The organism is Streptomyces sp. E2N166 (genome assembly GCF_003671715.1).
Taxonomy (GTDB): Bacteria; Actinomycetota; Actinomycetes; order Streptomycetales; family Streptomycetaceae; genus Streptomyces; species Streptomyces thinghirensis.
On the sequence record NZ_RAIF01000018.1, the window covers coordinates 310,734 to 334,085 of the forward strand.

Annotated in this window: 23 protein-coding genes; 5 read left to right on the forward strand and 18 right to left on the reverse strand. The window is 73.6% G+C overall.

What is annotated here, in order from left to right:
• Window positions 1-130: 130 nt before the first annotated feature.
• The 3 genes from EBH09_RS15690 to EBH09_RS15705 form a co-directional block, all read right to left on the reverse strand.
• Window positions 131-1,534, reverse strand: a complete 1,404-nt coding sequence (locus EBH09_RS15690; RefSeq protein ID WP_121747825.1) for a PAS domain-containing protein — start codon at window positions 1,532-1,534, stop codon at window positions 131-133.
• A 154-nt stretch (window positions 1,535-1,688) separates the two neighbouring features.
• Window positions 1,689-2,102: a GNAT family N-acetyltransferase gene (locus EBH09_RS15695; RefSeq protein ID WP_121747620.1), complete on the reverse strand. Its 414-nt coding sequence runs from the start codon at window positions 2,100-2,102 to the stop codon at window positions 1,689-1,691.
• Between the two features lie 480 nt (window positions 2,103-2,582).
• Complete coding sequence (locus EBH09_RS15705) at window positions 2,583-3,683, reverse strand: citrate synthase 2 (protein WP_121747621.1); 1,101 nt, start codon at window positions 3,681-3,683, stop codon at window positions 2,583-2,585.
• Between the two features lie 288 nt (window positions 3,684-3,971).
• Between EBH09_RS15705 and pdxH the strand changes: the two genes are divergently transcribed.
• Window positions 3,972-4,658 (forward strand): pyridoxamine 5'-phosphate oxidase, encoded by a 687-nt coding sequence (pdxH, locus tag EBH09_RS15710; protein ID WP_121747622.1) that lies wholly within the window; start codon window positions 3,972-3,974, stop codon window positions 4,656-4,658.
• A 33-nt stretch (window positions 4,659-4,691) separates the two neighbouring features.
• On the opposite strand, the gene EBH09_RS15715 is transcribed toward pdxH, so the two are convergent.
• The 10 genes from EBH09_RS15715 to EBH09_RS15760 all read right to left on the reverse strand — a co-directional run bounded on the left by EBH09_RS15715 (window position 4,692) and on the right by EBH09_RS15760 (window position 18,039).
• On the reverse strand, window positions 4,692-5,318 hold the full coding sequence (locus EBH09_RS15715; RefSeq protein ID WP_193776333.1) for a TetR/AcrR family transcriptional regulator: 627 nt from the start codon (window positions 5,316-5,318) through the stop codon (window positions 4,692-4,694).
• On the reverse strand, window positions 5,306-6,040 hold the full coding sequence (locus EBH09_RS15720; protein WP_121747623.1) for an enoyl-CoA hydratase family protein: 735 nt from the start codon (window positions 6,038-6,040) through the stop codon (window positions 5,306-5,308). Before EBH09_RS15720 ends, EBH09_RS15715 begins: the two co-directional genes overlap by 13 nt.
• Window positions 6,037-7,605: a 4-coumarate--CoA ligase family protein gene (locus EBH09_RS15725; protein ID WP_121747624.1), complete on the reverse strand. Its 1,569-nt coding sequence runs from the start codon at window positions 7,603-7,605 to the stop codon at window positions 6,037-6,039. Before EBH09_RS15725 ends, EBH09_RS15720 begins: the two co-directional genes overlap by 4 nt.
• 27 nt (window positions 7,606-7,632) lie before the next feature.
• The gene (locus EBH09_RS15730) at window positions 7,633-8,772 is read right to left on the reverse strand and encodes an acyl-CoA dehydrogenase family protein (RefSeq protein WP_121747625.1); all 1,140 of its coding nucleotides are present in this window, start codon (window positions 8,770-8,772) and stop codon (window positions 7,633-7,635) included.
• 91 nt (window positions 8,773-8,863) lie between these two features.
• Window positions 8,864-10,717 (reverse strand): biotin carboxylase N-terminal domain-containing protein, encoded by a 1,854-nt coding sequence (locus EBH09_RS15735; RefSeq protein WP_121747626.1) that lies wholly within the window; start codon window positions 10,715-10,717, stop codon window positions 8,864-8,866.
• Window positions 10,718-10,727: 10 nt separating this feature from the next.
• Window positions 10,728-12,326 (reverse strand): carboxyl transferase domain-containing protein, encoded by a 1,599-nt coding sequence (locus tag EBH09_RS15740; protein WP_121747627.1) that lies wholly within the window; start codon window positions 12,324-12,326, stop codon window positions 10,728-10,730.
• Window positions 12,323-13,993 (reverse strand): acyclic terpene utilization AtuA family protein, encoded by a 1,671-nt coding sequence (locus EBH09_RS15745; RefSeq protein ID WP_121747628.1) that lies wholly within the window; start codon window positions 13,991-13,993, stop codon window positions 12,323-12,325. Before EBH09_RS15745 ends, EBH09_RS15740 begins: the two co-directional genes overlap by 4 nt.
• Window positions 13,990-14,802 carry a TIGR03084 family metal-binding protein gene (locus tag EBH09_RS15750; protein ID WP_193776334.1) on the reverse strand — a complete coding sequence of 271 codons (813 nt, stop codon included), beginning with the start codon at window positions 14,800-14,802 and terminating at the stop codon, window positions 13,990-13,992. The genes EBH09_RS15745 and EBH09_RS15750 overlap by 4 nt, the downstream gene beginning before the upstream one ends.
• Window positions 14,803-15,111: 309 nt before the next feature.
• Window positions 15,112-16,986 (reverse strand): serine/threonine-protein kinase, encoded by a 1,875-nt coding sequence (locus EBH09_RS15755; protein WP_121747630.1) that lies wholly within the window; start codon window positions 16,984-16,986, stop codon window positions 15,112-15,114.
• A 90-nt stretch (window positions 16,987-17,076) separates the two neighbouring features.
• Entirely contained in the window at window positions 17,077-18,039 is a 963-nt protein-coding gene (locus EBH09_RS15760; RefSeq protein WP_193776335.1) for an EamA family transporter, read from the reverse strand.
• A 297-nt stretch (window positions 18,040-18,336) separates the two neighbouring features.
• Between EBH09_RS15760 and EBH09_RS15765 the strand changes: the two genes are divergently transcribed.
• Both EBH09_RS15765 and EBH09_RS15770 read left to right on the forward strand, forming a co-directional pair.
• Entirely contained in the window at window positions 18,337-18,789 is a 453-nt protein-coding gene (locus EBH09_RS15765) for an NUDIX domain-containing protein (protein ID WP_121747631.1), read from the forward strand.
• Window positions 18,790-18,887: 98 nt separating this feature from the next.
• The gene (locus EBH09_RS15770; RefSeq protein WP_121747632.1) at window positions 18,888-19,505 is read left to right on the forward strand and encodes a dihydrofolate reductase family protein; all 618 of its coding nucleotides are present in this window, start codon (window positions 18,888-18,890) and stop codon (window positions 19,503-19,505) included.
• A 48-nt stretch (window positions 19,506-19,553) separates the two neighbouring features.
• On the opposite strand, the gene EBH09_RS15775 is transcribed toward EBH09_RS15770, so the two are convergent.
• From EBH09_RS15775 to EBH09_RS15785, 4 genes are all read right to left on the reverse strand, one after another.
• Window positions 19,554-20,132, reverse strand: coding sequence for a DinB family protein (locus tag EBH09_RS15775; RefSeq protein WP_121747633.1), 579 nt, complete (start codon window positions 20,130-20,132; stop codon window positions 19,554-19,556).
• A gap of 102 nt (window positions 20,133-20,234) precedes the next feature.
• Window positions 20,235-20,501 (reverse strand): FG-GAP repeat protein, encoded by a 267-nt coding sequence (locus EBH09_RS15780; RefSeq protein WP_238697329.1) that lies wholly within the window; start codon window positions 20,499-20,501, stop codon window positions 20,235-20,237.
• Between the two features lie 10 nt (window positions 20,502-20,511).
• On the reverse strand, window positions 20,512-20,673 hold the full coding sequence (locus EBH09_RS38940) for an integrin alpha (protein ID WP_238697330.1): 162 nt from the start codon (window positions 20,671-20,673) through the stop codon (window positions 20,512-20,514).
• Window positions 20,666-20,938 (reverse strand): GntR family transcriptional regulator, encoded by a 273-nt coding sequence (locus EBH09_RS15785; protein ID WP_121747828.1) that lies wholly within the window; start codon window positions 20,936-20,938, stop codon window positions 20,666-20,668. The genes EBH09_RS38940 and EBH09_RS15785 overlap by 8 nt, the downstream gene beginning before the upstream one ends.
• A gap of 146 nt (window positions 20,939-21,084) precedes the next feature.
• On the opposite strand from EBH09_RS15785, the gene EBH09_RS15790 reads away from it, so the two are divergent.
• Both EBH09_RS15790 and EBH09_RS15795 read left to right on the forward strand, forming a co-directional pair.
• A complete protein-coding gene (locus tag EBH09_RS15790; RefSeq protein ID WP_121747634.1) occupies window positions 21,085-21,336 on the forward strand; it encodes a hypothetical protein in 252 nt (83 codons plus the stop codon).
• A complete protein-coding gene (locus EBH09_RS15795) occupies window positions 21,333-21,617 on the forward strand; it encodes a hypothetical protein (protein WP_238697331.1) in 285 nt (94 codons plus the stop codon). Before EBH09_RS15790 ends, EBH09_RS15795 begins: the two co-directional genes overlap by 4 nt.
• A gap of 39 nt (window positions 21,618-21,656) precedes the next feature.
• Here EBH09_RS15795 and EBH09_RS15800 read toward each other — a convergent pair.
• A partial coding sequence (locus tag EBH09_RS15800; protein WP_193776336.1) for an FAD-linked oxidase C-terminal domain-containing protein occupies window positions 21,657-23,352 on the reverse strand: 1,696 nt, incomplete at its 5' end.

Below are 23,352 nucleotides of genomic sequence, written 5' to 3' on the forward strand. Positions count from 1 at the left end.
GCTCGGATCCCCGCGGCCGCGCCTCCCGGGTCCGGGCGCCAAACCCGCCGCCCGGACCCGCCGCCCCGCACGGCGAGGGCACCGTCCGGGACCGGGGCCCAGGTCGGCCCCGGCCGTCCCGCGCCCTCCGCTACCGCTTCTCCACCGCGCCGGCCAGGTCCAGTGCCGTCGCGATGCGAACCGCCACGTCCTCGGCGTACATCGCGTCGGGGCGTTCGAACGCGCTCCGTCCAGCGCCCCGCAGGAACGTGACCACGCCCAGCGTCCGGCCCCGGCTGCGCAGCACCGCGCACAGGCCGTGCACCGTGTCCGCCGGCCACTGCCGGGCCGCGGCCCACTCGCGCACCTGATCGGCCCGCACCGCCCGGGCACCGGCGCTGGCCCGCACCGAACCCGCCCGCTCCACGCACTGCACCGCCGGATGCGCGTCGCCGTAGCGCACCGGCATCCCGGCCGTCCCGGTCGGCACGCTCGGCCCGGGCGCGCCGGACGGCGTGGCCGCGACCCGGACCAGCCGGACCGGCTCCGACGCGTCGGTGTCGGCCACCGCCCCGCCCACCACCCGGTCGATCAGGGCGTGGTCGGCGAACCCGGCGAGCGCGAAGTCCAGGTGGACGACCGCCGCCTCCGCCGGGTCCTCGCACTCGGCCGCCGCACGCGCCGCGCGGTGCAGCTGGTTGCCGCGGAAGCGCAGCAGGGCCGCCTCCTGCTCGGCCTGCTTGCCCTCGGTGACGTCCTCGAAGAGCCAGCCGACGCCCAGCGGCACCGGCTCCTCCGCCAGCGGAGACGCCAGCCGCACGAACCCGCTGCGCCAGCACCGGCGCCGCTCGCCCTCCGGGGTGCGCACGCTCACCCAGACCTCGGCGGGCGCGGGCGGCGCGCCCTCCGCCAGCACGTGCGTCAGCGCGTTCTCCAGCTCCTCCACGCCCTGGGCGAGCAGGTCCCCGAGCGGCCGGCCCAGTACGGATGTGCGTCCGGCGCCCAGCGCACGCGCCGCGTGGGCGTTCACGACGGCGGGGCGCAGGTCCACGTCCACCAGCACGACACCCCAGCTGGCATCCTCCAGCAGGGCCTCGCTCAGCGCGATGGACCGCTCCAGGTCGATCTGCGCGTGCACCTCGCTGAACGCGCAGTACACCCCCGCGGGCCTGCCGTCGGGACCGCGTACGGCCGCGGACTGGGTGCGCACCAGCACCCGCCCGCCGTCCTTGGTCAGCAGCGCGAACTCGTGCACCTGCCGCCCCGGGGCCCGCATCGCGGACAGCAGCCGCTCCTCGACCTCCCCGGCGTCCGCCCGGCGCACGGCCCACCCGGCGAAGCCCTGCCGGCCCACGGCCTCGGCCGCGGTCCAGCCCAGGATCCGCTCCGCCTCGCGGTTCCAGTGGGTGACGACGCCCTGCGCGTCGAAGGCGCACAGGGCGGCGTCCATCCCGTCGAGGAGCGCGGCCAACAGGTCCGCGCCGTCCCTCTCGGGCTGTTCCGGTTCGCCCGGTCCCAGCTCGTCGGTGGTCCCACTACGCCGGGAAGCACTCACCTGGACCCCCTGCAGGCTGCGTCCGCCGTACGGTACGTCGGTTCGCTCACTGGCCTTCATTCAACTCGAACGTGATGCAGCACACACCGAGTTCCCGCAAGATTGCGGAAATCGTTGTACTGCGGAAACTCGGCATACGCCCCCGTCATGGCGGTCATGACGGGGGGCCGGCGAGTCTCAGGTCGACCCACGCGTCCCGCTCGCCGTCGAGCACGTACCGTTCTCGTTCCACGAACCCACGCCCCTCGGCGAACCGCAACCCGTCGGCGTTCGCCGCGAGCACCACGGTCTCCACCGCCCGCGCGCCGAGCCCCCGCGCGTGCGCGAGACCCGCCTCGTAGAGCGCCGCGCCGATCCCGCGCCCCCGGAACGCGGGCAGCACCCGCGCGATCACGGTCGCCACCCGCCCCTCGCCCTCGGGCGGACGCACCGTGGAGCAGCCGACGAGCGTGTCCCCGAGGTAGGCGTTCTCCAGCCGGTACCGCCTGCTGCGGTCCCGCGCCTCGTCCGGGGTCATCGCGGCGGGCGGCACGATCTTTTCGGATACGTGACCGGAGACCTCGTACATGCCGTGGTGCCCTCCGGAAAGTGCGCCGGCACGTGGACAGGCCGGGTCTCGGTGCGCGCCAGGGGGCAGCACAGCATCGCGACACCAGCAGGGCGGATCAACGTGTTCCACGGGCATCTGCGGCTGCTTCAGCGGAGCGACGGCTATGCGTACGGAACCCGTGTCGAGCCGGTGCGTCAGCGGCTCTGAAAAAAGGGGTTGATCGAGCTGCGACGCGTTCCTAGTGTGGGCTCCACACCGAAGGGAGGTGATCCGGCGAATGTATGACAACCGGACGCGTGAGGTGGCTGCGGGCTAGCGGCCCGTCACCACACCGAGTGCGGTGCCGGACCAGCGCGTGAAAGACGCGTGCAGCCGGCCCAATCCCGGCAGTCACCCGACCCGCGAGTCGCCGGTACGTCCGGCCGGCTCCTCCACTGGAGGAACCAGACTCGCGGGTCGTCTGCGTTCTGCGGGACTCGCCGGGTTCTACAGGACTCGTCAGTCCGCGATGCCGGCGTAGCCCTCGATGTCGCGCGGGTCGCGGGAGCCCGGGCCCACGTAGCGGGCGGAGGGGCGGACCAGGCGGCCGGTGCGCTTCTGTTCCAGGATGTGGGCCGACCAGCCGGCGGTGCGGGCGCAGGTGAACATCGAGGTGAACATGTGGGCCGGGACCTCGGCGAAGTCCAGCATGATGGCGGCCCAGAACTCGACGTTGGTGGCCAGGACCCGGTCGGGGCGGCGGGCGTGGAGCTCCGCCAGGGCGGCCTTCTCCAGGGCCTCGGCGACCTCGAAGCGCGGAGCGCCCAGTTCGCGGGCGGTGCGGCGCAGGACGCGGGCGCGGGGGTCCTCGGCACGGTAGACGCGGTGGCCGAAGCCCATGAGGCGTTCGCCGGCGTCGAGGGTCTTCTTGACGTAGGCCTCGGCGTCGCCGGTGCGCTCGATCTCCTCGATCATGTGCAGGACGCGGGAGGGGGCGCCGCCGTGCAGCGGGCCGGACATGGCTCCCACGGCGCCGGAGAGGGCCGCCGCCACGTCCGCGCCGGTGGAGGCGATGACGCGGGCGGTGAAGGTGGACGCGTTCATGCCGTGCTCGGCGGCGGAGGTCCAGTAGGCGTCGACCGCGGCGACGTGCTTGGGGTCGGGCTCGCCGCGCCAGCGGATCATGAAGCGTTCGACGACGGACTGCGCCTTGTCGATCTCCCGTTGCGGGACCATGGGCAGGCCCTGGCCGCGGGCCGACTGGGCGACGTAGGACAGGGCCATGACAGCGGCGCGGGCGAGGTCGGCGCGGGCCTGCTCGGCATCGATGTCCAGGAGGGGTTTGAGGCCCCAGACGGGTGCGAGCATGGCGAGCGCGGACTGCACGTCGACGCGGATGTCCCCGGAGTGGACCGGGATCGGGAAGGGCTCCGCCGGCGGCAGGCCGGGGTTGAAGGCCCCGTCGACGAGCAGGCCCCAGACGTTGCCGAAGGAGACGTGCCCGACCAGGTCCTCGATGTCGACGCCGCGGTAGCGGAGGGCGCCGCCCTCCTTGTCGGGTTCGGCGATCTCCGTCTCGAACGCGACGACTCCCTCTAGCCCGGGTACGAAGTCGGACATCAGGCGGCTCCTCGTGATCGTGATGTGTGGTGACCGGTGCGGGGGCGGTGCGGTCGTCCCCATGGACCCGCCGGGTCCATCGGATCGGGCGGGTCCGTCGGATCCACGGTCGCGTCGACGGCTCGCGGTCCTGGCGGTCACCCCTGTGATGCCCCGTACGGTCGGCGGTCATCCAACCGGATCGGGAGCAAGCACGATATCCCCGAGTGCCGCGCTTGGGGAGGGGCTGCGGCACTCAGTGCCACTGGGTGACACAAGACACGGGCGCATCGGCCCGGATACGGCAGGATGGCCGATGTGACCGATCGCGAAGCCGACCCCGCCGTTCCCTTCGATCTCGCCTCGATGCGCAAGCAGTACCGGGCCGAGGGGCTCTCGGAACCCGAGTTGGCGGCGACTCCCGTCGAGCAGTTCGCGCGCTGGTTCAAGCAGGCCGCGACGGAGGGCGGGCTCTTCGAGCCGAACGCCATGGTCGTCTCCACCGCGGACGCGGAGGGCCGGCCCGGCTCCCGCACGGTGCTGCTGAAGCACTTCGACGAGCAGGGGTTCGTCTTCTACACCAACTACGACTCCCGCAAGGCGCGTGAGCTGGCCGAGAACCCGCACGTCTCACTGCTGTTCCCCTGGCATCCGATGGCCCGCCAGGTGATCGTGACGGGGATCGCGCGGCGGACCGGGCGGGACGAGACCGCCGCGTACTTCCGCACCCGGCCGCACGGCTCCCAGCTGGGCGCCTGGGCCAGCGTCCAGTCCGCGGTGGTGGCGGGCCGGGACGCCCTGGACTCCGCGTACGCCGAGCTGGCCGCGCGCTACCCGGAGGGTGAGCAGGTGCCGGTGCCGCCGCACTGGGGCGGGTTCCGGGTGGCGCCGCGGGCGGTGGAGTTCTGGCAGGGCCGGGAGAACCGGCTGCACGACCGGCTGCGGTACGTGGCGGAGGACGGCGGAGGCTGGCGGGTGGAGCGGCTCAGTCCGTGAACGGGCCCGGCCGGCGCCGCCGGCCGGCGTCGCTCAGTCCAGCGCCCCGTCCAGCAGCCGGGCCCACTGCTCGATCACGCGTTCCCGGCGGGCCGCGTCGTCGGTGAGGAGGTTGGCGAGGCCCAGGCCGCGGGCCATGTCGAGGAGGCCCTGGACGGTTTCGCGGGCGCCGGGGCGGGTCTCGTCGGCGCCGAGGAGGTCGACCGCTATGCGGTGCGTCTCGCGGCCGACGCGGGCCTCCAGCTCGGTCACCCGGCCGCGCAACTGCTCCTCGTCGGAGGCGGCCACCCACAGGTGGAGGGCGGCGCGGAACAGGGGGCCCGTGTAGAGGTCGACCAGGGCGGCCACCACCGCGCGGCGGTCCGCCGCCGTCGCGCCCTCGGGGAACAGGGCGCGCAGCGCGACGGAGCGTTCCTCGGCCACGTACTCCACGGCCGCCGTGAAGAGGTCCTCGCGGGTCGGGAAGTGGTGCTGGGCGGCACCGCGGGAGACGCCGGCGTGTTCGGCGACGACGGAGACCGTGGACCCCGTCCAGCCGTGTTCGGCGAGGCAGGCCACTGCGGCTTCGAGGAGCCGTTGCCGGGTGGCCCGGCTGCGGTCCTGCTTGGGAACGCGCTCCGCGCGGTCGGCCGTGTTCACGGCACCGCTCACACCACCCATTCCGGATCCCGTCGTTCGAGGAAGGCCGTCATCCCCTCCCGGGCCTGCGGGGAGGCGAACAGCCGGGCCGAGAGCGCGGTCAGGTCGGCCGCGTCCCGGTCGAAGGCCTCCAGCACCCTAGCCGTGAGCAGCCGTTTCGTCTCGGCCAGCGCCTGTGGTGAGGCGCGACGCACACCGTCCAGTACGGGTTGCAGTACGGCGTCCACGTCGTCGCCCGCCGCCGTGACCAGGCCGATCCGGGCGGCCTCGGCGGCGTCGAAGCGTTCGCCGGTGAGGTAGTGGCGGGCGAGGGCACGGGGGTCGGCGCGGGGCAGCAGCGGGAGGGAGATGACGGCGGGAGCCACGCCGATGCGGACCTCGGTGAAGGCGAACGTCGACGCGGTGGACGCGCCCGCGATGTCGCAGGCCGCGAGCAGACCGAGGCCGCCCGCGCGGACGTGTCCGGCGACGCGCGCGACGACCGGCTTGGGCAGCTCGACGATCTGCCGGAGCAGTGCGACCAGGGCATCGGGGCCGGGCGGGTCGCGCAGGTCGGCGCCGGCGCTGAAGGTGTTGCCGGTGTGGGTGAGCAGGACGGCGCGTACGCCGGTGTCCCCGCCCGCGTCGGTGAGGGCGGCGGCCAGGTCGCCGACGAGGGCCGCCGAGAGGGCGTTGCGGTTGTGCGGGGAGCCGAGGGTGAGGGTCTCGACGCCCCGGTCCCGGGTGCGGCCGACGAGGCTCATGAACGGCCCCGCAGTTCCCGGCGGAGGATCTTGCCGCTGGCCGCCCTGGGCACGCCGTCGACGAAGGTGACCCGGCGGACGCGTTTGTAGGGGGCGACGCGTTCGGCGACGTACATCATGACCTCGCCCTCCGAGAGGCCGGGCGCGGCCGGCTGGCGCACCACGTAGGCGTGCGGCACTTCGTTCCCGTCGTCGTTGTAGGTGCCGATGACGGCCGCGTCGGCGATGCCCGGGTGGGTGAGCAGGAGGGCCTCCAGTTCGGCGGGGGCCACCTGGAACCCCTTGTACTTGATCAGTTCCTTGACGCGGTCGACGACGAACAGCCAGCCGTCGGCGTCGACGTGCCCGACGTCCCCGGTGTGCAGCCAGCCGTGCTCGTCGATCATGGCGGCGGTGGCGTCGGGGCGGCCCAGGTAGCCCTTCATGACCTGGGGTCCGCGGATGAGGATCTCGCCGGACTCGCCGACGCCGAGGTCCTTGCCGGGGTCGTCCAGGGAGACGACGCGCATCTCGGTGCCGGCGATCAGCTTGCCGACGGTTCCGGGCGGTGCGGCGCTCATCGCGTCCAGGGGGACGACGTGGGTGCCCGGGGAGAGTTCCGTCATGCCGTACGCCTGGCCGACGGGCGGCAGGCCGAGCCGCCGCGAGCAGGCGGCGGCGAGCTTCGCGTCCAGGGGGGCGGCGGCGCTGACGATGTACTTCAGGGACGAGAGGTCGTAGTCGGCGACCAGGGGGTGCTTGGCGAGGGCGAGGACGATCGGCGGGGCGACGTAGAGGCCGGTGATGCGGTGGTTCTGGATGGCCGCGAGGAACTGCTCCAGGTCGAAGCGGGGCAGCACGACGACGGTGGCGCCGAGCCGCAGCGGGGCGTTCATGAGGGCGGTCAGGCCGTAGATGTGGAAAAAGGGCAGAACCGCCAGGACGCGGTCGCCCGGTGCGGCCGGCATCAGTGGTTCGAGCTGGGCGAGGTTGGTGGCGATCTGCCGGTGGGTGAGCATCACGCCCTTGGGGGTGCCGGTGGTGCCGGAGGAGTACGGCAGGGCGGCGACGTCCTCGGCCGGGTCGACGGCGACGGACGGTTCGGGCGCGGCGGATGCCAGCATGTCGATGAGCGAGCGGTGGCCGGGCGCGCTGTCGCAGACGAGGATCTCCTGGACACCGCCCGCGAGTTCGGCGGCCCGGCGGGCGGTGTCCAGCAGCGGGGATACGGTGACGATCCAGCGGGCCCGCGAGTCGCCGAGCTGCCCCGCGAACTCCTCCGCCGTGGCGAGCGGGTGCACCGTGGTGACCGAGGCCCCCGCGCGCGTGGCGGCGTAGAAGGCCAGCGGGAAGGCGACGGTGTTGGGGCTGTGCAGGGCGAGGACGTCGCCCTTGCGTACGCCGGTCTCGGCGAGTGCGGCCGCGACGCGCCGGTGGAACCGGTCCACCTGCTCGTAGGTGAGGGTGGTGCCGTCGGTGCCGTCGATCAGCGCCGGGGTGTTCCCGTAGGCGGCGGCCCGGCCGAGCACCGCGTCGTGGATGGGCAGGTCGACGGGCGGGACGTCTGCGTACTCGCTGCGGAACATGGTTCCTCCAGTACGGACCGGTGTGGGCTAGTACGACTTGGGCAGACCCAGGGTCTGGTGGGAGACGTAGTTGAGGATCATCTCCCGGCTCACCGGGGCGATACGAGCCACGCGCGACGCCGTTATCAGCGAGGCGAGCCCGAACTCGCGCGTGAGGCCGTTGCCGCCGAGGGTGTGCACGGCCTGGTCGACGGCCTTCACGCAGGCTTCCCCGGCGGCGTACTTGGCCATGTTGGCGGCCTCGCCGGCGCCCATGTCGTCACCCGCGTCGTAGAGGTGGGCCGCCTTCTGCATCATCAGGCGGGCCAGTTCGAGGTCGATGTGCGCCTGGGCGAGGGGGTGGGCGATGGCCTGGTGGGCGCCGATGGGGGTCTTCCAGACGGTGCGTTCGCGGGCGTAGTCGAGAGCACGGGACAGCGCGTAGCGGCCCATGCCGATTGCGAACGCCGCCGTCATGACGCGCTCGGGGTTGAGTCCGGCGAAGAGCTGGAGGAGGCCCGCGTCCTCGTCGCCGACGAGCGCGTCGGCGGGCAGCCGTACGTCGTCGAGGGTCAGCTCGAACTGCTTCTCGGCGGAGTTCAGTTCCATGTCGATCTGACGGCGCTCGAAGCCGCGGGTGTCGCGGGGGACGATGAACAGGCAGGGCTTCAGCCTGCCGGTGCGGGCGTCTTCGGTGCGGCCGACGACGAGGGTGGCGTCGGAGATGTCGACGCCGCTGATGAAGACCTTGCGGCCGGTGAGGATCCAGTCGGTCCCGTCGCGGCGGGCGGTCGTGGTGATGCGGTGGCTGTTGGAGCCGGCGTCGGGCTCGGTGATGCCGAAGGACATGAGGCGGGTGCCGTCGGCGAGGGACGGGAGCCAGTCCTGCTTCTGGGCTTCGGTGCCGAAGCGGGAGATGACGGTGCCGCAGATCGCCGGGGAGACGATCATCATCAGCAGGGGGTTGCCGGCGGCGCCCATCTCTTCGAGGACGAGGGAGAGTTCGGTGATCCCGCCGTCGCCACCGCCGTATGCCTCCGGCAGGTTGACGCCGATGTAGCCGAGCTTGGCGGCTTCCCGCCAGAAGTGTCCGTTGTCGGTGCCGAGGGTGCGGGGGTGGTTCCTGGCGAAGGTGGACACCGCCGCGCGGAGGGACTTGTGCTCGTCGGATTCGATGAGGGTGGTCACGGAGCTCCTTCGGTCGCTTTTCGGGTGCGGATCCGTCGTGGCTGGTCGCGCTCACGCGGCGGAGCCGCGTGTCCTGTACGGCCCCGCGCCCCTACTCGGCGTCCGAGTCGACGACCGCCAAGAGGGCGCCGACCTCCACTTGCCTGCCGGGCTCGGCGTCGAGGGAGGTCAGCGTGCCCGTGGCCGGGGCGGTGATCCGGTGTTCCATCTTCATCGCCTCCAGCCACAGGAGGGGCTGGCCGGCCTGGACCGTCGCTCCCTCCGTGAGGCCCTCCGCGACACGGACGACCGTGCCCGGCATGGGGGCGAGGAGGGTGCCCGGGGCGTGCTGGGCGGTGGGGTCGGGGAAGCGGGGCAGGGCGGTGAGCGGGGTGGCGTTCACGTGGACGCGGTCGCCGTACGCCGCCACCTCGAACCTGCGCCGGACACCGTCCGCCTCCAGCAGGACCAGGTGCGCGTCCGCGTGGAGAACGCGCACGCCGTCGGCGGCCGGACCCGTGCGGGTGTGGTGGTAGCGGACCTCGTGCTCCTCGCCCGCCATGGCGTAGCGCTTCACCTGGGGCTGCGAGGGCAGGTTGCGCCAGGCGCCGCCGAAGCGGGAGCGGCCGTGGGCGTCGGCGAGGGCGGCGGCCAGCGGGGCGAGGGGATCGGCCGTCCCACCGCGGGTGAGGTCGGCAAGGTGGCGGTCGTAGAAGCCGGTGTCCATGCGGGCGGACGTGAACTCCTCGTGGCGCAGGGAGCGGACGAGCAGGTCCCGGTTGGTGACCGGGCCGTGGACCGCGGCCCGTTCCAGGGCGCCGGCGAGGCGGCGGACGGCCTCCGCGCGGGTGGGTGCGTGGGCGACGGCCTTGGCGAGCATCGGGTCGTAGTGGACGCCGATGCCGTCTCCGTCGGTGTAGCCGGTGTCGAGGCGGATGCCGTCGGGCACGGTGAGGCGGTGCAGGCGGCCGGTCTGCGGGGCCCAGCCGTTCGCCGGGTCCTCGGCGTACAGGCGGGCCTCGACGGCGTGGCCACGCGCGCGCGGGGGATCGTTCTCGAGGGCGTGGCCCTCGGCGACGCGGAGTTGGAGGGCGACGAGGTCGAGGCCGAAGATCGCCTCCGTGACCGGGTGCTCGACCTGGAGACGGGTGTTCATCTCCAGGAAGTGCGCCCGGCCGTCCGCGACGAGGAACTCGACGGTCCCGGCACCGGCGTAGTCGACGGCGCGGGCGGCGCGTACGGCGAGGTCGTGGAGTTCACCGGTGAGTTCGGGCGTCAGGCCCGGTGCCGGGGCCTCCTCGATCACCTTCTGGTGGCGGCGCTGGAGGGAGCAGTCGCGGGTGCCGAGCGCCCACACCGTGCCGTGGGTGTCGGCGAGGATCTGCACCTCGACGTGGCGGCCGTTCTCGACGTAGGGCTCCACGAACACCTCGCCGTCGCCGAAGGCGCTCGCCGCCTCCGCGCGGGCCGCGGTCAGTTCGTCGTCGAGGTCGGCGAGGCGCCGTACGACGCGCATGCCGCGTCCGCCGCCGCCCGCCGCCGCCTTCACCAGGACCGGCAGGTCGGCCTCGGTGACGTGCGTGAGGGGCGCGATGCCCATCAGTTCCTTGGCGCGCGTCTTGGACGCCATCGCCTCGATCGCCTCCGGCGGCGGTCCGATCCAGGTCAGGCCCGCGTCGACGACGGCTCGTGCGAAGCCGGCGTTCTCGGAGAGGAAGCCGTAGCCGGGGTGGACGGCGTCGGCGCCGGCGGCGACGGCGGCCTTCACGATCAGGTCGCCGCGCAGGTAGGTGTCGGCGGAGGCCGCGCCCGGCAGTCGTACCGCCGCGTCGGCCACGCGCGCGTGGAGGGCGTTCTCGTCGGCGTCCGAGTGCACGGCGACGGTCCGGATTCCCAACTCACGGCAGGTGCGGAAGATCCGGCAGGCGATCTCGCCCCGGTTGGCGACGAGGACAGTGCTGATCAAGGTGATCCCCTCACATCCGGAAGACGCCGAAGCCGCCGCGCGCGCCCTCGTAGGGCGCGGTGTGGACGACCGACAGACACAGGCCGAGCACGGTGCGAGTGTCGCGCGGGTCGATGACGCCGTCGTCGTAGAGCCGCCCGGACAGGAACATGGGCAGCGACTCGGACTCGATCTGCTGCTCCACCATGGCGCGCAGCGCCGCGTCGCCCTCGTCGTCGTACGGCTGTCCCTTGGCGGCGGCCGACTGGCGGGCGACGATGGAGAGCACGCCGGCGAGCTGCTGCGGGCCCATGACGGCGGACTTGGCGCTGGGCCAGGCGAAGAGGAAGCGGGGGTCGTAGGCGCGGCCGCACATCCCGTAGTGGCCGGCGCCGTAGGAGGCGCCGAGGAGGACGGAGAGGTGGGGGACGCGGGAGTTGGAGACCGCGTTGATCATCATCGCGCCGTGCTTGATGATGCCGCCCTGCTCGTACTCCTTGCCGACCATGTAGCCGGTGGTGTTGTGCAGGAAGAGGAGCGGGATGTCGCGCTGGTTGGCGAGCTGGATGAACTGGGCGGCCTTCTGCGACTCCTCGCTGAACAGCACCCCCCGGGCGTTGGCGAGGATGCCCACCGGATAGCCGTGCAGGGCCGCCCAGCCGGTCGTCAGGCTCGTCCCGTACAGCGGCTTGAACTCGTCGAAGTCGGAGGCGTCGACGATCCGGGCGATGACCTCGCGAGGGTCGAAGGGGGTCTTGAGGTCGCCGGGGACGATGCCGAGGAGTTCCTCCGGGTCGTACTTCGGCGGCTCGGCCGGACCGGGGTCGGGGTGTGCCTTGCGGTGGTTGAGGCGGGCGACGACGCGGCGGGCCTGCCGCAGCGCGTCCGGTTCGTCCACGGCGAAGTAGTCGGCGAGACCCGACACGCGCGCGTGCATCTCCGCGCCGCCCAGCGACTCGTCGTCGCTCTCCTCGCCGGTGGCCATCTTGACCAGCGGCGGCCCGCCGAGGAACACCTTGGCGCGCTCCTTGACCATGATCACGTGGTCGGACATGCCGGGGATGTACGCGCCCCCGGCGGTCGAGTTGCCGAAGACGACGGCGACGGTGGGGATGCCGGCCGCCGACAGCCGGGTGATGTCCCGGAAGATCCCGCCGCCGGGGATGAAGATCTCCTTCTGCGAGGGCAGGTCGGCGCCGCCGGACTCGACCAGGCTGACGCAGGGCAGCCGGTTGGCGAGCGCGACGTCGTTGGCGCGCAGGGCCTTCTTCAGCGACCAGGGGTTGCTGGCACCGCCGCGCACGGTCGGGTCGTTGGCGGTGATCAGGCACTCCACGCCCTCGACCGTGCCGATGCCGGTGACCAGGGAGGCGCCCACGGCGTACTCGCTGCCCCAGGCCGCCAGCGGCGACAGCTCCAGGAAGGGCGTGTCGGGGTCGAGGAGCAGCTCGATGCGCTCGCGGGCGAGGAACTTGCCGCGCCCCCGGTGCCGGGCGACGTACTTCTCGCCGCCGCCGGCCAGCGCCTTGGCGTGTTCGGTGTCGAGGTCGGCGAGCTTGGCGAGCATGGCCTCGCGGTTGGCCCGGTGGTCGGGGCCGGCCGGGTCCACTGCGGAGGGCAGGACGGTCAAAGGAGAACCTCCGGGATGTCCACGTGCCGGGCGCGCAGCCACTCGCCCAGCGCCTTGGCCTGCGGGTCGAAGCGGGCCTGCGCGGCGACGCCCTCGCCGAGGATGCCCTCGACGACGAAGTTGAGGGCGCGCAGGCCGGGGAGTGTGTGCCGGGTGACGGGCAGGTCGCGGGCCTCCGGGATCAGCTCCCGGAACCGGTCGGCGGTCAGCTCGTGCGCCAGCCAGCGCCAGGCGTCGTCGGTCCGCGCCCACACGCCGACGTTGGCGTTCCCGCCCTTGTCGCCGCTGCGGGCGCCGGCGACGAGGCCGAGGGGGGCACGGCGGACGGGACCCGGCGGGAGCGGCTCGGGCAGCGGCGGTTCCGGCACTTCCGTCAGTACGGCGGTGTCCTGGGCGGCTGGTACGGGAATCCGTTGCCCGTCGTGGAGGACGGCCACATGGTCGACGGCGCCATGGGGGACGTACACATCCTCGAAGACCCCATAGGGCACGCCCTTTCCCGGGGGCGCCAGCACATGGAAGCCGGGATAGCTGGCGAGGGCCAGCTCGATGGCGGCCCCGCTCAGCGCCCGCCCGACGAGCTGCTGGTCGGCGTCCCGGACGACGAGCCGCAGCAGGGCGCCGGCCGTCTCCTCGGTCGGGGCGTCGGGCCGGTCGGAGCGGACCAGGTCCCAGCGGACGTCGGCGACCTTGCCGAGGGCGGGTTCCATCTGGGCCCGCACCAGGGCCGCCTTGGCCTCGACGCCGAGGCCGGTGAGCACGAAGGCGACCTCGTTGCGGAAGCCGCCGAGACGGTTGCGGCCGACCTTGAGGGTGGGCGGCGGGGCCTCGCCGCGCACGCCCTCGACGCGAACGCGGTCGGGCCCGTCCTGGGCGAGCCGTACGGTGTCCAGCCGGGCGGTGACGTCGGGCCCCGCGTACCGGGCGCCGCCCGTCTCGTACAGCAGCTGGGCGGTGACCGTGCCGACGTCGACGAAGCCGCCGGTGCCGTCGTGCTTGGTGATGACGCAGCTGCCGTCGGCGTGCAGTTCGGCGAGCGGGAAACCGGGCCGGCGGACGTCCCCCTCCTCGAAGAACGCGTAGTTGCCGCCGGTCGCCTGCGCCCCGCACTCCAGCACGTGTCCGGCGACGACGGCGCCCGCGAGCCGGTCGTACTCCGTCGGCGCCCAGCCGAAGTGCGCGGCGGCGGGCCCGGTGACCAGGGCGGCGTCGGTGACCCGGCCGGTGACGACCACGTCGGCGCCCGCGCGCAGGCACTCGGCGATGCCGAACCCGCCGAGGTAGGCGTGGGCGGCCAGCGCTCCCGGGTGGGCGGCCGTGAGGTCGTCGCCCTCGACGTGCGCGACCCGTACGGGGATGCCGAGCCGTGCGGCGAGGGCGCGTACGGCGTCGGCGAGTCCGGCGGGGTTGAGCCCGCCGGCGTTGGCGACGATCTTCACGCCCCGCTCGTGGGCGAGGCCGAGGCACTCCTCCAGCTGTCGCAGGAAGGTGCGGGCATACCCGGCGTCCGGGTCCTTCAGCCGGTCCCGGCCCAGGATGAGCATGGTCAGTTCGGCGAGGTAGTCGCCGGTGAGGACGTCCAGCGGACCGCCGGTGAGCATCTCGCGCATGGCCTCGAAGCGGTCGCCGTAGAAGCCGGAGGCGTTGCCTATGCGGAGGACGCTCACCGCCCCTCCCCACGCGGCGGGCGTCCGGTCCCCGGCGAGCGTCCCGCTCCCGGCGGCCCCGCGAAGGCCTGGGCGATGTCCAGCCAGCGGTCGGCGTCAGGTCCCTCGGCGCGCAGGGCGAGGTCCGCGCGGTGGGCGCGCTGGGTGGCGAGGAGGCAGAAGTCGAGGGCCGGGCCGGTGACACGCTGGCCGGCGCCCTCGGGGCCGTAGGTCCACAGCTCCCCGCCGGGTGCGGTGAGTTCGACGCGGAACGGCTCGTCGGGCGGGGTCAGGCCGTGGGTCGCGTAGGCGAAGTCCCGGGCGCGGACGCCGATGCGGGCGATGTGCCGCAGCCGGTCGGTGGGCGGGCGCGTCACGCCGAGGGTGTCGGCGACGTCGAGCCCGTGGGCCCACGTCTCCATCAGGCGGGCGGTGGCCATGGACGCGGCGGCCATGGGCGGGCCGTACCAGGGGAAGCGTGCCCCGGGGGCCGACTCGCGCAGCGCCTTGTCGAGGGCGGTGCGGCCCTCCCGCCAGGCGGCCAGCAGCTCGGCGGGGGCCCGCCGGGCGCCTTCCTCGGCGCCGTCGTCGACGTACCGGCCGGGCGCGGCCAGGGCCTGCTCCACCAGGACGCGGAAGCCGTCCTCGTCGGTGACGGCGAGCAGGGCGGACCGGTCGGTCCAGGCCAGGTGCGCGATCTGGTGGGCGACCGTCCAGCCGGGAGCCGGGGTGGTGAGCGCCCATTGCTCCGGGCTCAACCGGGCGACCAGCGCGTCGAGTTCCTCGCTCTCCTCGCGCAGGTCGTCGATCACGGGCGTCGGGTCGGACACGGGCGCTCCCCTCGGGCACGGCGGTGTGCGGCGCGGTGTGGTGTGGAGCATGGCAGGGGCGGTGGTAACAATCAAGCACGCTTGCATGATTTTTGCCCGCGGACGCCCGGGAGGCCGTGGAGGCTCGCGGACGCCTGTGAAGGCCGCGGAGGCTCGCGGAGGCCGCGGACACCTGCGGAGGCCGCGGAGGCCCGCGGAGGCCATGGACGCCGCGGAGGCCATGGACGCCGTGGGCGCCCGCGGAGGCTCACGGAGGACGGAGGCGCCCGGACGGCGGGGAACGTCAGGTCTCCCGGCCTGGCTGGGACCTCAGTCCGCGCGCCAGACCGTCATGTCCGCGGTGACGAAGCCGGCCTCCGGCAGGGCGGTCGACTTCACCTGGACGACCAGCAACATGATGTCGCCGTTGCGGTGCTTGGCGCAGATCTCGGTCCCGGCCGAGGCGGCGGCCAGCGGGAGGCGGTGGCCGTCGATGCCGGCATCGGCCTCGACGTCGGCCATCCTCTGACGGCAGTCCTCGTACGTGGCGCCCGGCTCGCCGAACATCATGGAGAAGACGCTGGTGTCGCTCTCCAGTGCGCAGGTCTGCGCGCAGGTGAAGCGGATGTCTCCCTCGCGGTCGTCGCGGGGCTGCCCGTCGCTGACGCTGAGTGAGTTCTTGGCGTTCAGATACTGGGGGCCGTAGGCGTGGGCCACCGGAGCGGTGGAACCTGCGGCGGCACCGTCGGCCGCCGCGTCCGGCGCGGTCGACCCGTCGGCCCCCGACCCCGACCCCTCCGTGGCCACCGTTCCGGACGCCGGGCCTCCGGACGCCGCGCCGTCGGACGCCGCATCGCCGGACGCCGACGATCGTGCCGTCGGGCCGGGGCTCCCGGACGCGGACGCGGCCGTGTCCCGGTCGCGGTCTCGGTCCATCGCGTCCCGCAACGTCCACGCCGCCGTGAGTACCAGCCCGCCCGCGGCCAGGGCGGCGGCCGCGATCAGGGCGACGCGTCTCCTGCGGCGCCTCCGCTCCTCCGGCCCGGCCGGCCGCTGCGGCGCGGTCGCGCCGTACGGACCGGCGGGCCGTAGCGCGGCACCCGGACCGTACGGGGCGGCACCCGGACCGTACGGGGCGCCCGGACCCTGAGCGGTGGCGGGCCACTGCCCGGTGCCCGGACCCTGAGCGGTGGCGGGCCACTGCGGGGCGGCTGCCGATTCCGGGCCTGCTGCCGGCTGCGGGGCGGTCCACGGCCGCGTGTGTACCGCGGTGGGAGCCGGCGACGGCTCCGGAGCCAGGGGAGCAGGCGGCGGAACCGTCACCTCCGTCCCCGCGAACTCCCGCCAGACGTCCGGCCCCGCCCCCGTCTCGGCGTCCCGCCCCAGTTCCCGCCGGCACCACTCGACGACCTCCGCCGGGGTGACCCGCTCCCCCGGTTCCGCGGCCAGGCACCGGGCGAGCAGCCCGCGCAGTCGCTCGGGCAGTCCGGACAGGTCGGGTTCGGAGTGCACGATCCGGTACAGCACGCTGACCGCGGGTCCGTCCCCGTAGAGCGGCCTGCCCAGCGCCGCGAAGGCGGCCGTCTGACCGAGCGCGAAGATGTCGGTCGCCGCCGTGACGTCACCCGCGGACGCCTGCTCGGGAGCCATGTACTGGGGCGTGCCGATCGCGGTGCCCGTGGCGGTGTGCGCGGTGCTGTCGGCGGCGAGCGAGATGCCGAAGTCGATGACCCGGGGTCCGTCCGAGGCGAGCAGCACGTTCGACGGCTTGAGGTCCCGGTGCACGATCCCCGCACCGTGGATGGCCTGCAACGCCTCGGCGACCCCCGCCATCAGCCACAGCACCGCCGGCACCGGCAGCGGCCCGCTCCGGGCGACGACGTCCGACAGGGCGGGGCCCGGCACGTACAGCGTGGCCAGCCAGGGCGGTGTGCCGTCCGGGTCGGCGTCGATCAGTTCGGCGGTGTAGGCGCCCTTCACCTTCCGGGCCGCCTGGATCTCCCGGCCGAAGCGCCGCCGGAAGGTCGGGTCGTCGGCCAGTTCCGACCGTACGACCTTGATGGCCACCGGCCGGCCGCCCTGGGTGTGGGACAGGTAGACCCGGCCCATGCCGCCCGCGCCGAGCCGCGCCGCGAGGCGGTAGCCGGCCACCGTGCGTGGATCGTCGTCCCGCAAAGGCTGGAAGACCTCGGCCGTGTGGTTCATCGGTTCCTCCCCTTGATCCCGATGAGATGACCAGGTCCGCAGCCTATGCGGTGCGGATGACCATGGGCCGGGCCGGGGCGGTCGCGGCCGCTACGGCGTGTCCGGGAGCGCCTTCAACCGGCGCCGCCCCACCTGCGTACGCACCGCGCCCATGCTGGCCGCGATGACCAGGGCGATGGCGGCGGACTGGGTGGCGGACAGGGCCTGGTCGAGGATGAGGAAACCGGCCGCCGCGGCGATGGCGGGCTCCAGGCTCATGAGGATGGCGAACGTGGGCGCGGGCAGGCGGCGCAGGGCGAGGAGTTCGAGGGTGTAGGGCAGGACGGAGGAGAGCAGGGCGACCCCGGCGCCCAGCGCCAGTGTCATCGGGTCGAGGAGCTTGCCGCCCGACTCGGCGATGCCCAGCGGCAGGAACAGCACCGCCCCGACCGCCATGGCGAGGGCCAGCCCGTCGGCCTGCGGGAAGCGGCGCCCCGTACGCGCGCTGAAGACGATGTACGCCGCCCACATGGCGCCCGCCCCCAGCGCGAAGGCGACGCCGGCCGGGTCGAGGCCGTCGAAGCCGCCGCCACCGAGGAGGAAGACACCGGCCAGGGCGAGCGCGGCCCAGACCAGGTTGACCGCGCGGCGGGAGGCGAAGACGGAGAGGGCGAGCGGGCCGAGCACCTCCAGGGTGACGGCGGGGCCGAGGGGGATGCGGTCGACGGCCTGGTAGAAGAGGCCGTTCATGCCGGCCATGGCGATGCCGAAGACGACGACCGTGCCCCAGTCGGCCCGGGAGTGGCCGCGCAGCCGGGGCCGGCAGATGAGCAGCAGCACGACGGCGGCCACGGCCAGCCGCAGGGTCACCACGCCGAGCGCGCCGGCCCGGGGCATGAGGCTCACCGCCAGCGCGGCGCCGAACTGCACGGAGAGCCCACCGGCGAGGACCAGACCGACCGGCCCCAGGGAACTCCGTCCGCGTGGGGCACCCGCCGGGTCGGAGGCGGGCCCGGCGCCCGCCACAGGTGCGGTGGCCGGGGTGGACGGGGTGGCGGCGCTGGGGGTGGTCACGGGGCCTTCCTGGATCTGGGCGTCGAGTCTGGGCACTGAGTCTGGGCGCGGGGAACGGAACTCCTGCCGGGCGCCGCTCATCGCACCGCGCCGGCCGCTCCGGAGTCGCGCCGACCGGTCCAGGGTAATGACCTCCGGACAGGACCGTGCAAGGTTTACACACCTGACGATGAGTCCCTCGCCCCGCCCGGGTCAACTCCGTCCGTCATACGGACCGGCCGCCGCGACGGGTACCGTCCCCATGGCGCGTCCCGTGCCCGAATCCGTGCCCGCCCCCACCACATCCCCCGAGGTCCCGTGCGACGACTTCTTGCCCGCCTCTGGCGGCTCCTGCGCCCCGTCCAGAGCCGCGTCATGTGGATCCTGCACGCCAAGTTCGTGGTCGGCGTGACCGGCGTCGTGCGCGACGACGAGGGGCGGGTCCTGCTCCTGAAGCACCGGATGTGGCCGCCGGGCCGCCAGTGGGGCCTGCCGAGCGGTTTCGCGCGCAAGGGCGAGGACTTCCGGGAGACCGTGGTCCGCGAGGTGCGGGAGGAGACGAACCTCGACGTGGAGGTGGGCCGCCTGGTCATGCTGAACAGCGGCTTCCGCACCCGGCTGGAGGTGGCCTACGAGGCCCGCCTGCTGGGCGGCGAGCTGCGCGTCGACCCCTTCGAGATCCTGGAGGCCCGCTGGTGCCGCCCGGACGGGCTTCCCGAGGGCGTCCAGCCGGTGTGCCATCCGCTGGTGCGGGGCGAGACGGTTCCCTGAACCGCCCGCGCGGGTGTGTCGAAAGCGCCGGTCTCCGATCGACGCGAGGGGTGAAGACACACACGAGTGAGACACACCCACCCCGAGGAGCACCCCTCATGACCACCGTGACCGCGGACCTGGCCATCACCCTCGACGGCTACGTCGCCGGCCCGAACGTCACCCTCGACAACCCGGGCGGCGACGGCGCCGAGCCGATCTTCGAGTGGATCCACACCCTGGCGAGCTGGCGGGAGCGCCAGGGCATGACCGGCGGGGAGGAGAACCGCGACTCGGAGCTGCTCCGCGAGTGGTTCGACGCCACCGGAGCGGTGGTCATGGGCCGGACGATGTACGACACGGGCGAGGAGCCCTGGGGCGACAACCCGCCCTTCCGCACGCCGGTCTTCGTCCTCACCAACCGCCCCCGCCCGACCCTCGTCAAGGAGGGCGGCACGACCTTCACCTTTGTCGCCGACGGCATCCACAGCGCACTGGAGCAGGCGCAGGCCACCGCCGGGGGCCGGAACGTCGACATCGCGGGCGGGGCGAGCACGGTGCGGCAGTACCTCGGAGCCGGGCTCGTCGACGAACTCCAGCTGCACGTGGTGCCCGTGCTCCTCGGCGACGGACTGCGCCTCTTCGAGGCACTGGGCCCGGGGCGGCGCGACCTCGAACAGATCAGGGTCGTCGAGACGCCCCTGGCCACCCACCTGAAGTACCGCTTCGTGCAGTGACCCTCCGACGGCTCGCCCTCGTCGGCCCACCCGACCGGACTCCGCCGGTCAGCCCATGCTTTTCGCCCCGTCCAGGGACTCGCGGATGATGTCGGCGTGGCCGGCGTGCTGGGCGGTCTCGGCGACGATGTGCATCAGCACCCGGCGGGCCGACCACTGCGCGTCGGCCTCGAACCACGGAGCCTTCGGCAACGGCTGCGTGGCCCCCAGGTCGGGCAGCGTGGCGACCAGGTCGTCGGTCCGCCGGGCCGCCTCGGCGTAGTCGGCCAGGACACCGGCCAGCGTCTCACCGGGCAGCATCCGGAACTCGTCGGCCCGCTGGGCCCAGTCGGCCTCGGTCATGGTCGTGAAGTCTCCTCCCATCGCCGACGGGCCGTCCACGATGAAGTTCGCCCAGCTCCGCTCGACCGAGGACACGTGCTTGATCAAGCCGCCCAGGCAGAGCTCGCTCGCGGTGGTCCGGAGTCCGGCCTGCTCGTCGGTGAGGTCACGGGTGGTGAAGCGCAGGAAGTGCCGTTGGTGGGCCAGCATCTCCAGCAGGTCGGCGCGCTCACCGGTGACGGCCGGGACCTCGGTCCGGTCGCCGGTGGTCAGGTCGCGGGTGGTCGACGCGTCGAGAGTGGTCATGGTCTCCGCCTTCCGGTGTACTGCTCCGTCGGTCGAGGACCACGCTATGGGCCGTATAGGTCAGATCGTGTCCTAGATCACGCACGGCACGGCATGGAATGCCTACAGCGCGATCTCACCACCGCCCATCAGCAGGCCCAGCCCCTCGGTGTCGTGGAAGGTGTCCCCGGACAGCCGGGTGACGCCCTCGGTGGCGGGTCCCTTCGCCGTGCCGGGCAGCAGCCACGCGACGCCGTCGACCGTGTCGCCGCCCGGCGCGGTCACCACGAGGTCGGCACGGCCGTCGCCGTCCAGGTCGGGAAGGCCGACCGAAGCGCCGAAGTCGGCGTCCCCGCCCGGGACCGTGCCGAGGTCGTCCCCGTCGAACAACCGGGGCCCCTCACCACTGAGTCCGCCCCGGACCCGGTTCCCCGTACACGTCCGCCCGGGGCGCCCCGGCCACCACGTCCGCGTATCCGTCGCCGTTGACGTCCCCGGTGTCCAGGGCCACGAAGTAGGAACGATCAGGAGACGGCGTGGACTCGCGGTTCCTATCAGGCACCCGAGGCGGGGGCACCGTTTTCCGTCGCTTGCGGCCGACGGGCAACGAACGAGCCGAGGCCCACTTCGGCGCGGATCAGGCCTTCCCTTTTCAGGTGGGCCAGCGCCTTCTGAGCGGTCGACGCCGCGATGGCGAATTCGGCCGACAACTCGACGACCGACGGAACCCGGGCATCAACGGGATAAGTACCGTCCGCGATGCGCGCCTCAATGGCAGCGGCGACCTGTCGCCACACGGGCCGGGTGCGATCAAGCTCGGGAGTCATGCGGTGGACGCTAAAACTCTGCGGTAGACCGCGCGACCGCAGTACACTGCGGTAGACCGAGGAGACCACTCCAACCGAAGACCCCCGCGACGGGTGGAGCCGTCCGGGGGCGTGGTCACCAGCCGAACCTGATCGGAGCTGTTGACATGACCGACCTTATCGGCCGCCTAGTCACATGGGTGAGCCTCCTGCTCAACCCACGGGGCTCCCACCGCCGCACCGGTGCTCGCCTCGCCGTCCGCACCGCACCCCACCAGCAAGCCACAACCAGCGTCATCCCCCTCCCCTCCCACCGCAGCCCCTACGGCCTGCCCACCCCGCTGGACGGCGCCGCGACCGTGGCCGTACGCCCGTACGTCGCGGCGAGTCCGCTGTTCGCATGGGAGGCGGCCGCATGACCGCACCGCGCGAACCCCGCCTGCTCCCCTGGTCCGGCCCCGAGGGCAAACCCTGCTACCTGATCACCGACGACGGCGGCGGCCCCGTCTCACGGCTGGCGGACACCACCGAGGCCACCCAGCTCGGCATGGGCGCCGAGCTCCTCGCCCACTCCCACGACCTCCTCCCCCGCGCCCCGCACGGCGAACTCCGCTACCTCGCCGAGCGCCTCACCGAAGCCCTCGCGGACGCGCTACGGGTGGCCGAGAGCCGGGGGCGGAGACTGAACGGGCTCAACTGAGCGGATCAAGGACACACGGGGCGGTTCTGTCCTCGCTCCTCAGGACCGCCCCAGCCCCTCCGCCAGCACCTCCGCCAGATGACGCCCCCGCACCCCCGCCAACTGCTCCAGCTGCGTCCGGCACGAGAAGCCGTCAGCCAGGACCACCGCCCCGTCCGGTGCCTCGCGCACCGCCGGGAGCAGCTGGTCCTCCGCGCAGGCGGCCGAGACCTCGTAGTGGCCGTCCTCGAAACCGAAGTTGCCCGCGAGCCCGCAGCAGCCGCCGGTCAGCTCGCCGGTCAGGCCGGCCGCCTCGCGCAGGCGGCGGTCGGCCGCGTCGCCCAGGACCGCGTGCTGGTGGCAGTGGGTCTGGCCGGTGACCGGGCGGTCCAGGGCGGGCGGCGTCCAGTCGGGGGCATGGCGCTCCAGGGCCTCCGCGAAGGTCAGCACGCGGGCGGCGAGCCGAGCCGCCCGTGGGTCGTCGTGCAGCAGCTCCGGCAGATCCGTGCGCAGGGCGGCGGCGCAGCTCGGTTCCAGGACGACGACCGGCGCCGAGGTCTCCAGCACCGGGGTCATCAGGTCGAGGGTGTGCCGCATCACCGCACGTGCGCGGTCCAGTTGGCCCGTCGACACGTACGTCAGTCCGCAGCAGACCCGGCCCCGGCGGGCCGTCAGCAGCGCGGTCGGCGACTTCGTCGTACCGTCCCCGACGCGCCCGCCGCGCGGCCGCAGCGTCGGCGGCAACGCCACCCGCAGCCCCGCCGCCTCCAGTACCCGTACGGCCGCCCGGCCCACGGCCGGTGACAGGTGGTCGGTGAAGGTGTCCGGCCAGAGGACGACCAGGTCGCCGGACCCGGGACCGGTACGGGCCCCGATACTGGCCCCGGACCCCGGCCGGGACCGTCCGGCACCCGGACGCCGCCTGCGCCACCACCTGCTGAACGTCTCCCCCGCCAGCCGCGGGACCTCCCGCTCGCCCGCGATCCCGCCCAGCCGCTTCGCCACCGCGGCCAACGGGCGCACGGACGCCAGCGCGTTGACGGCCGGGGCCAGACGGGCCCGCTCCGCCCAGCGCAGCCACACCGGCAGCCACCCCATCGCGTAGTGGGCGGCGGGGCGGCGGCGGCCGGCGTAGTGGTGGTGCAGGAACTCCGCCTTGTACGTGGCCATGTCGACCTCGACCGGACAGTCGGAGCGGCAGCCCTTGCAGGACAGGCAAAGGTCGAGGGCGTCCCGGACCTCCGTGGAGCGCCAGCCGTCGGTGACCAGCTCACCGGCGAGCATCTCGTGCAGCAGCCGGGCCCGCCCGCGCGTGGAGTGCTGCTCCTCACCGGTCGCCCGGAACGACGGGCACATGACCGAGGAGCCCGCCGCCGACGTCGTACGGCACTTGGCGACCCCGACGCAGCGCCGTACCGCCGCCGAGAAGTCACCGCCGTCGGACGGGTAGCCGAACGCCACGTCCACCGGCTCACGCGGCAGGACGGAGAAGCGGAGGTTCGCGTCGAGCGGCGCCGGGCGGACCAGCATCCCCGGGTTGAGGAGGTCGTCCGGGTCCCAGACGGCCTTCGCGCGCTCGAAGAGGGCGACCGTCTCCTCGCCGTACATCCTCGGCAGCAACTCCGCCCGCGCCTGCCCGTCCCCGTGCTCCCCGGACAACGAACCCCCGTGCGCCACGACCACGTCCGCCAGCTCCTCCGAGAAGCGGCGGAAGCGGGCCACCCCCGCGTCCGTCAGCAGGTCGAAGTCGATGCGT

Bases quoted from the DNA above. Each gene is read 5' to 3' on its own strand.
- EBH09_RS15725 (WP_121747624.1), bottom strand. From the start codon at position 7,605: ATGTTCCGCAGCGAGTACGCAGACGTCCCGCCCGTCGACCTGCCCATC.
- EBH09_RS15790 (WP_121747634.1), top strand. From the start codon at position 21,085: ATGACCGACCTTATCGGCCGCCTAGTCACATGGGTGAGCCTCCTGCTC.
- EBH09_RS15720 (WP_121747623.1), bottom strand. From the start codon at position 6,040: ATGAGCCTCGTCGGCCGCACCCGGGACCGGGGCGTCGAGACCCTCACC.
- EBH09_RS15785 (WP_121747828.1), bottom strand. From the start codon at position 20,938: ATGACTCCCGAGCTTGATCGCACCCGGCCCGTGTGGCGACAGGTCGCC.
- EBH09_RS15770 (WP_121747632.1), top strand. From the start codon at position 18,888: ATGACCACCGTGACCGCGGACCTGGCCATCACCCTCGACGGCTACGTC.
- EBH09_RS15705 (WP_121747621.1), bottom strand. From the start codon at position 3,683: ATGTCCGACTTCGTACCCGGGCTAGAGGGAGTCGTCGCGTTCGAGACG.
- EBH09_RS15795 (WP_238697331.1), top strand. From the start codon at position 21,333: ATGACCGCACCGCGCGAACCCCGCCTGCTCCCCTGGTCCGGCCCCGAG.
- pdxH (WP_121747622.1), top strand. From the start codon at position 3,972: ATGGCCGATGTGACCGATCGCGAAGCCGACCCCGCCGTTCCCTTCGAT.
- EBH09_RS15755 (WP_121747630.1), bottom strand. From the start codon at position 16,986: ATGAACCACACGGCCGAGGTCTTCCAGCCTTTGCGGGACGACGATCCA.
- EBH09_RS15775 (WP_121747633.1), bottom strand. From the start codon at position 20,132: ATGACCACTCTCGACGCGTCGACCACCCGCGACCTGACCACCGGCGAC.
- EBH09_RS15695 (WP_121747620.1), bottom strand. From the start codon at position 2,102: ATGTACGAGGTCTCCGGTCACGTATCCGAAAAGATCGTGCCGCCCGCC.
- EBH09_RS15715 (WP_193776333.1), bottom strand. From the start codon at position 5,318: ATGGGTGGTGTGAGCGGTGCCGTGAACACGGCCGACCGCGCGGAGCGC.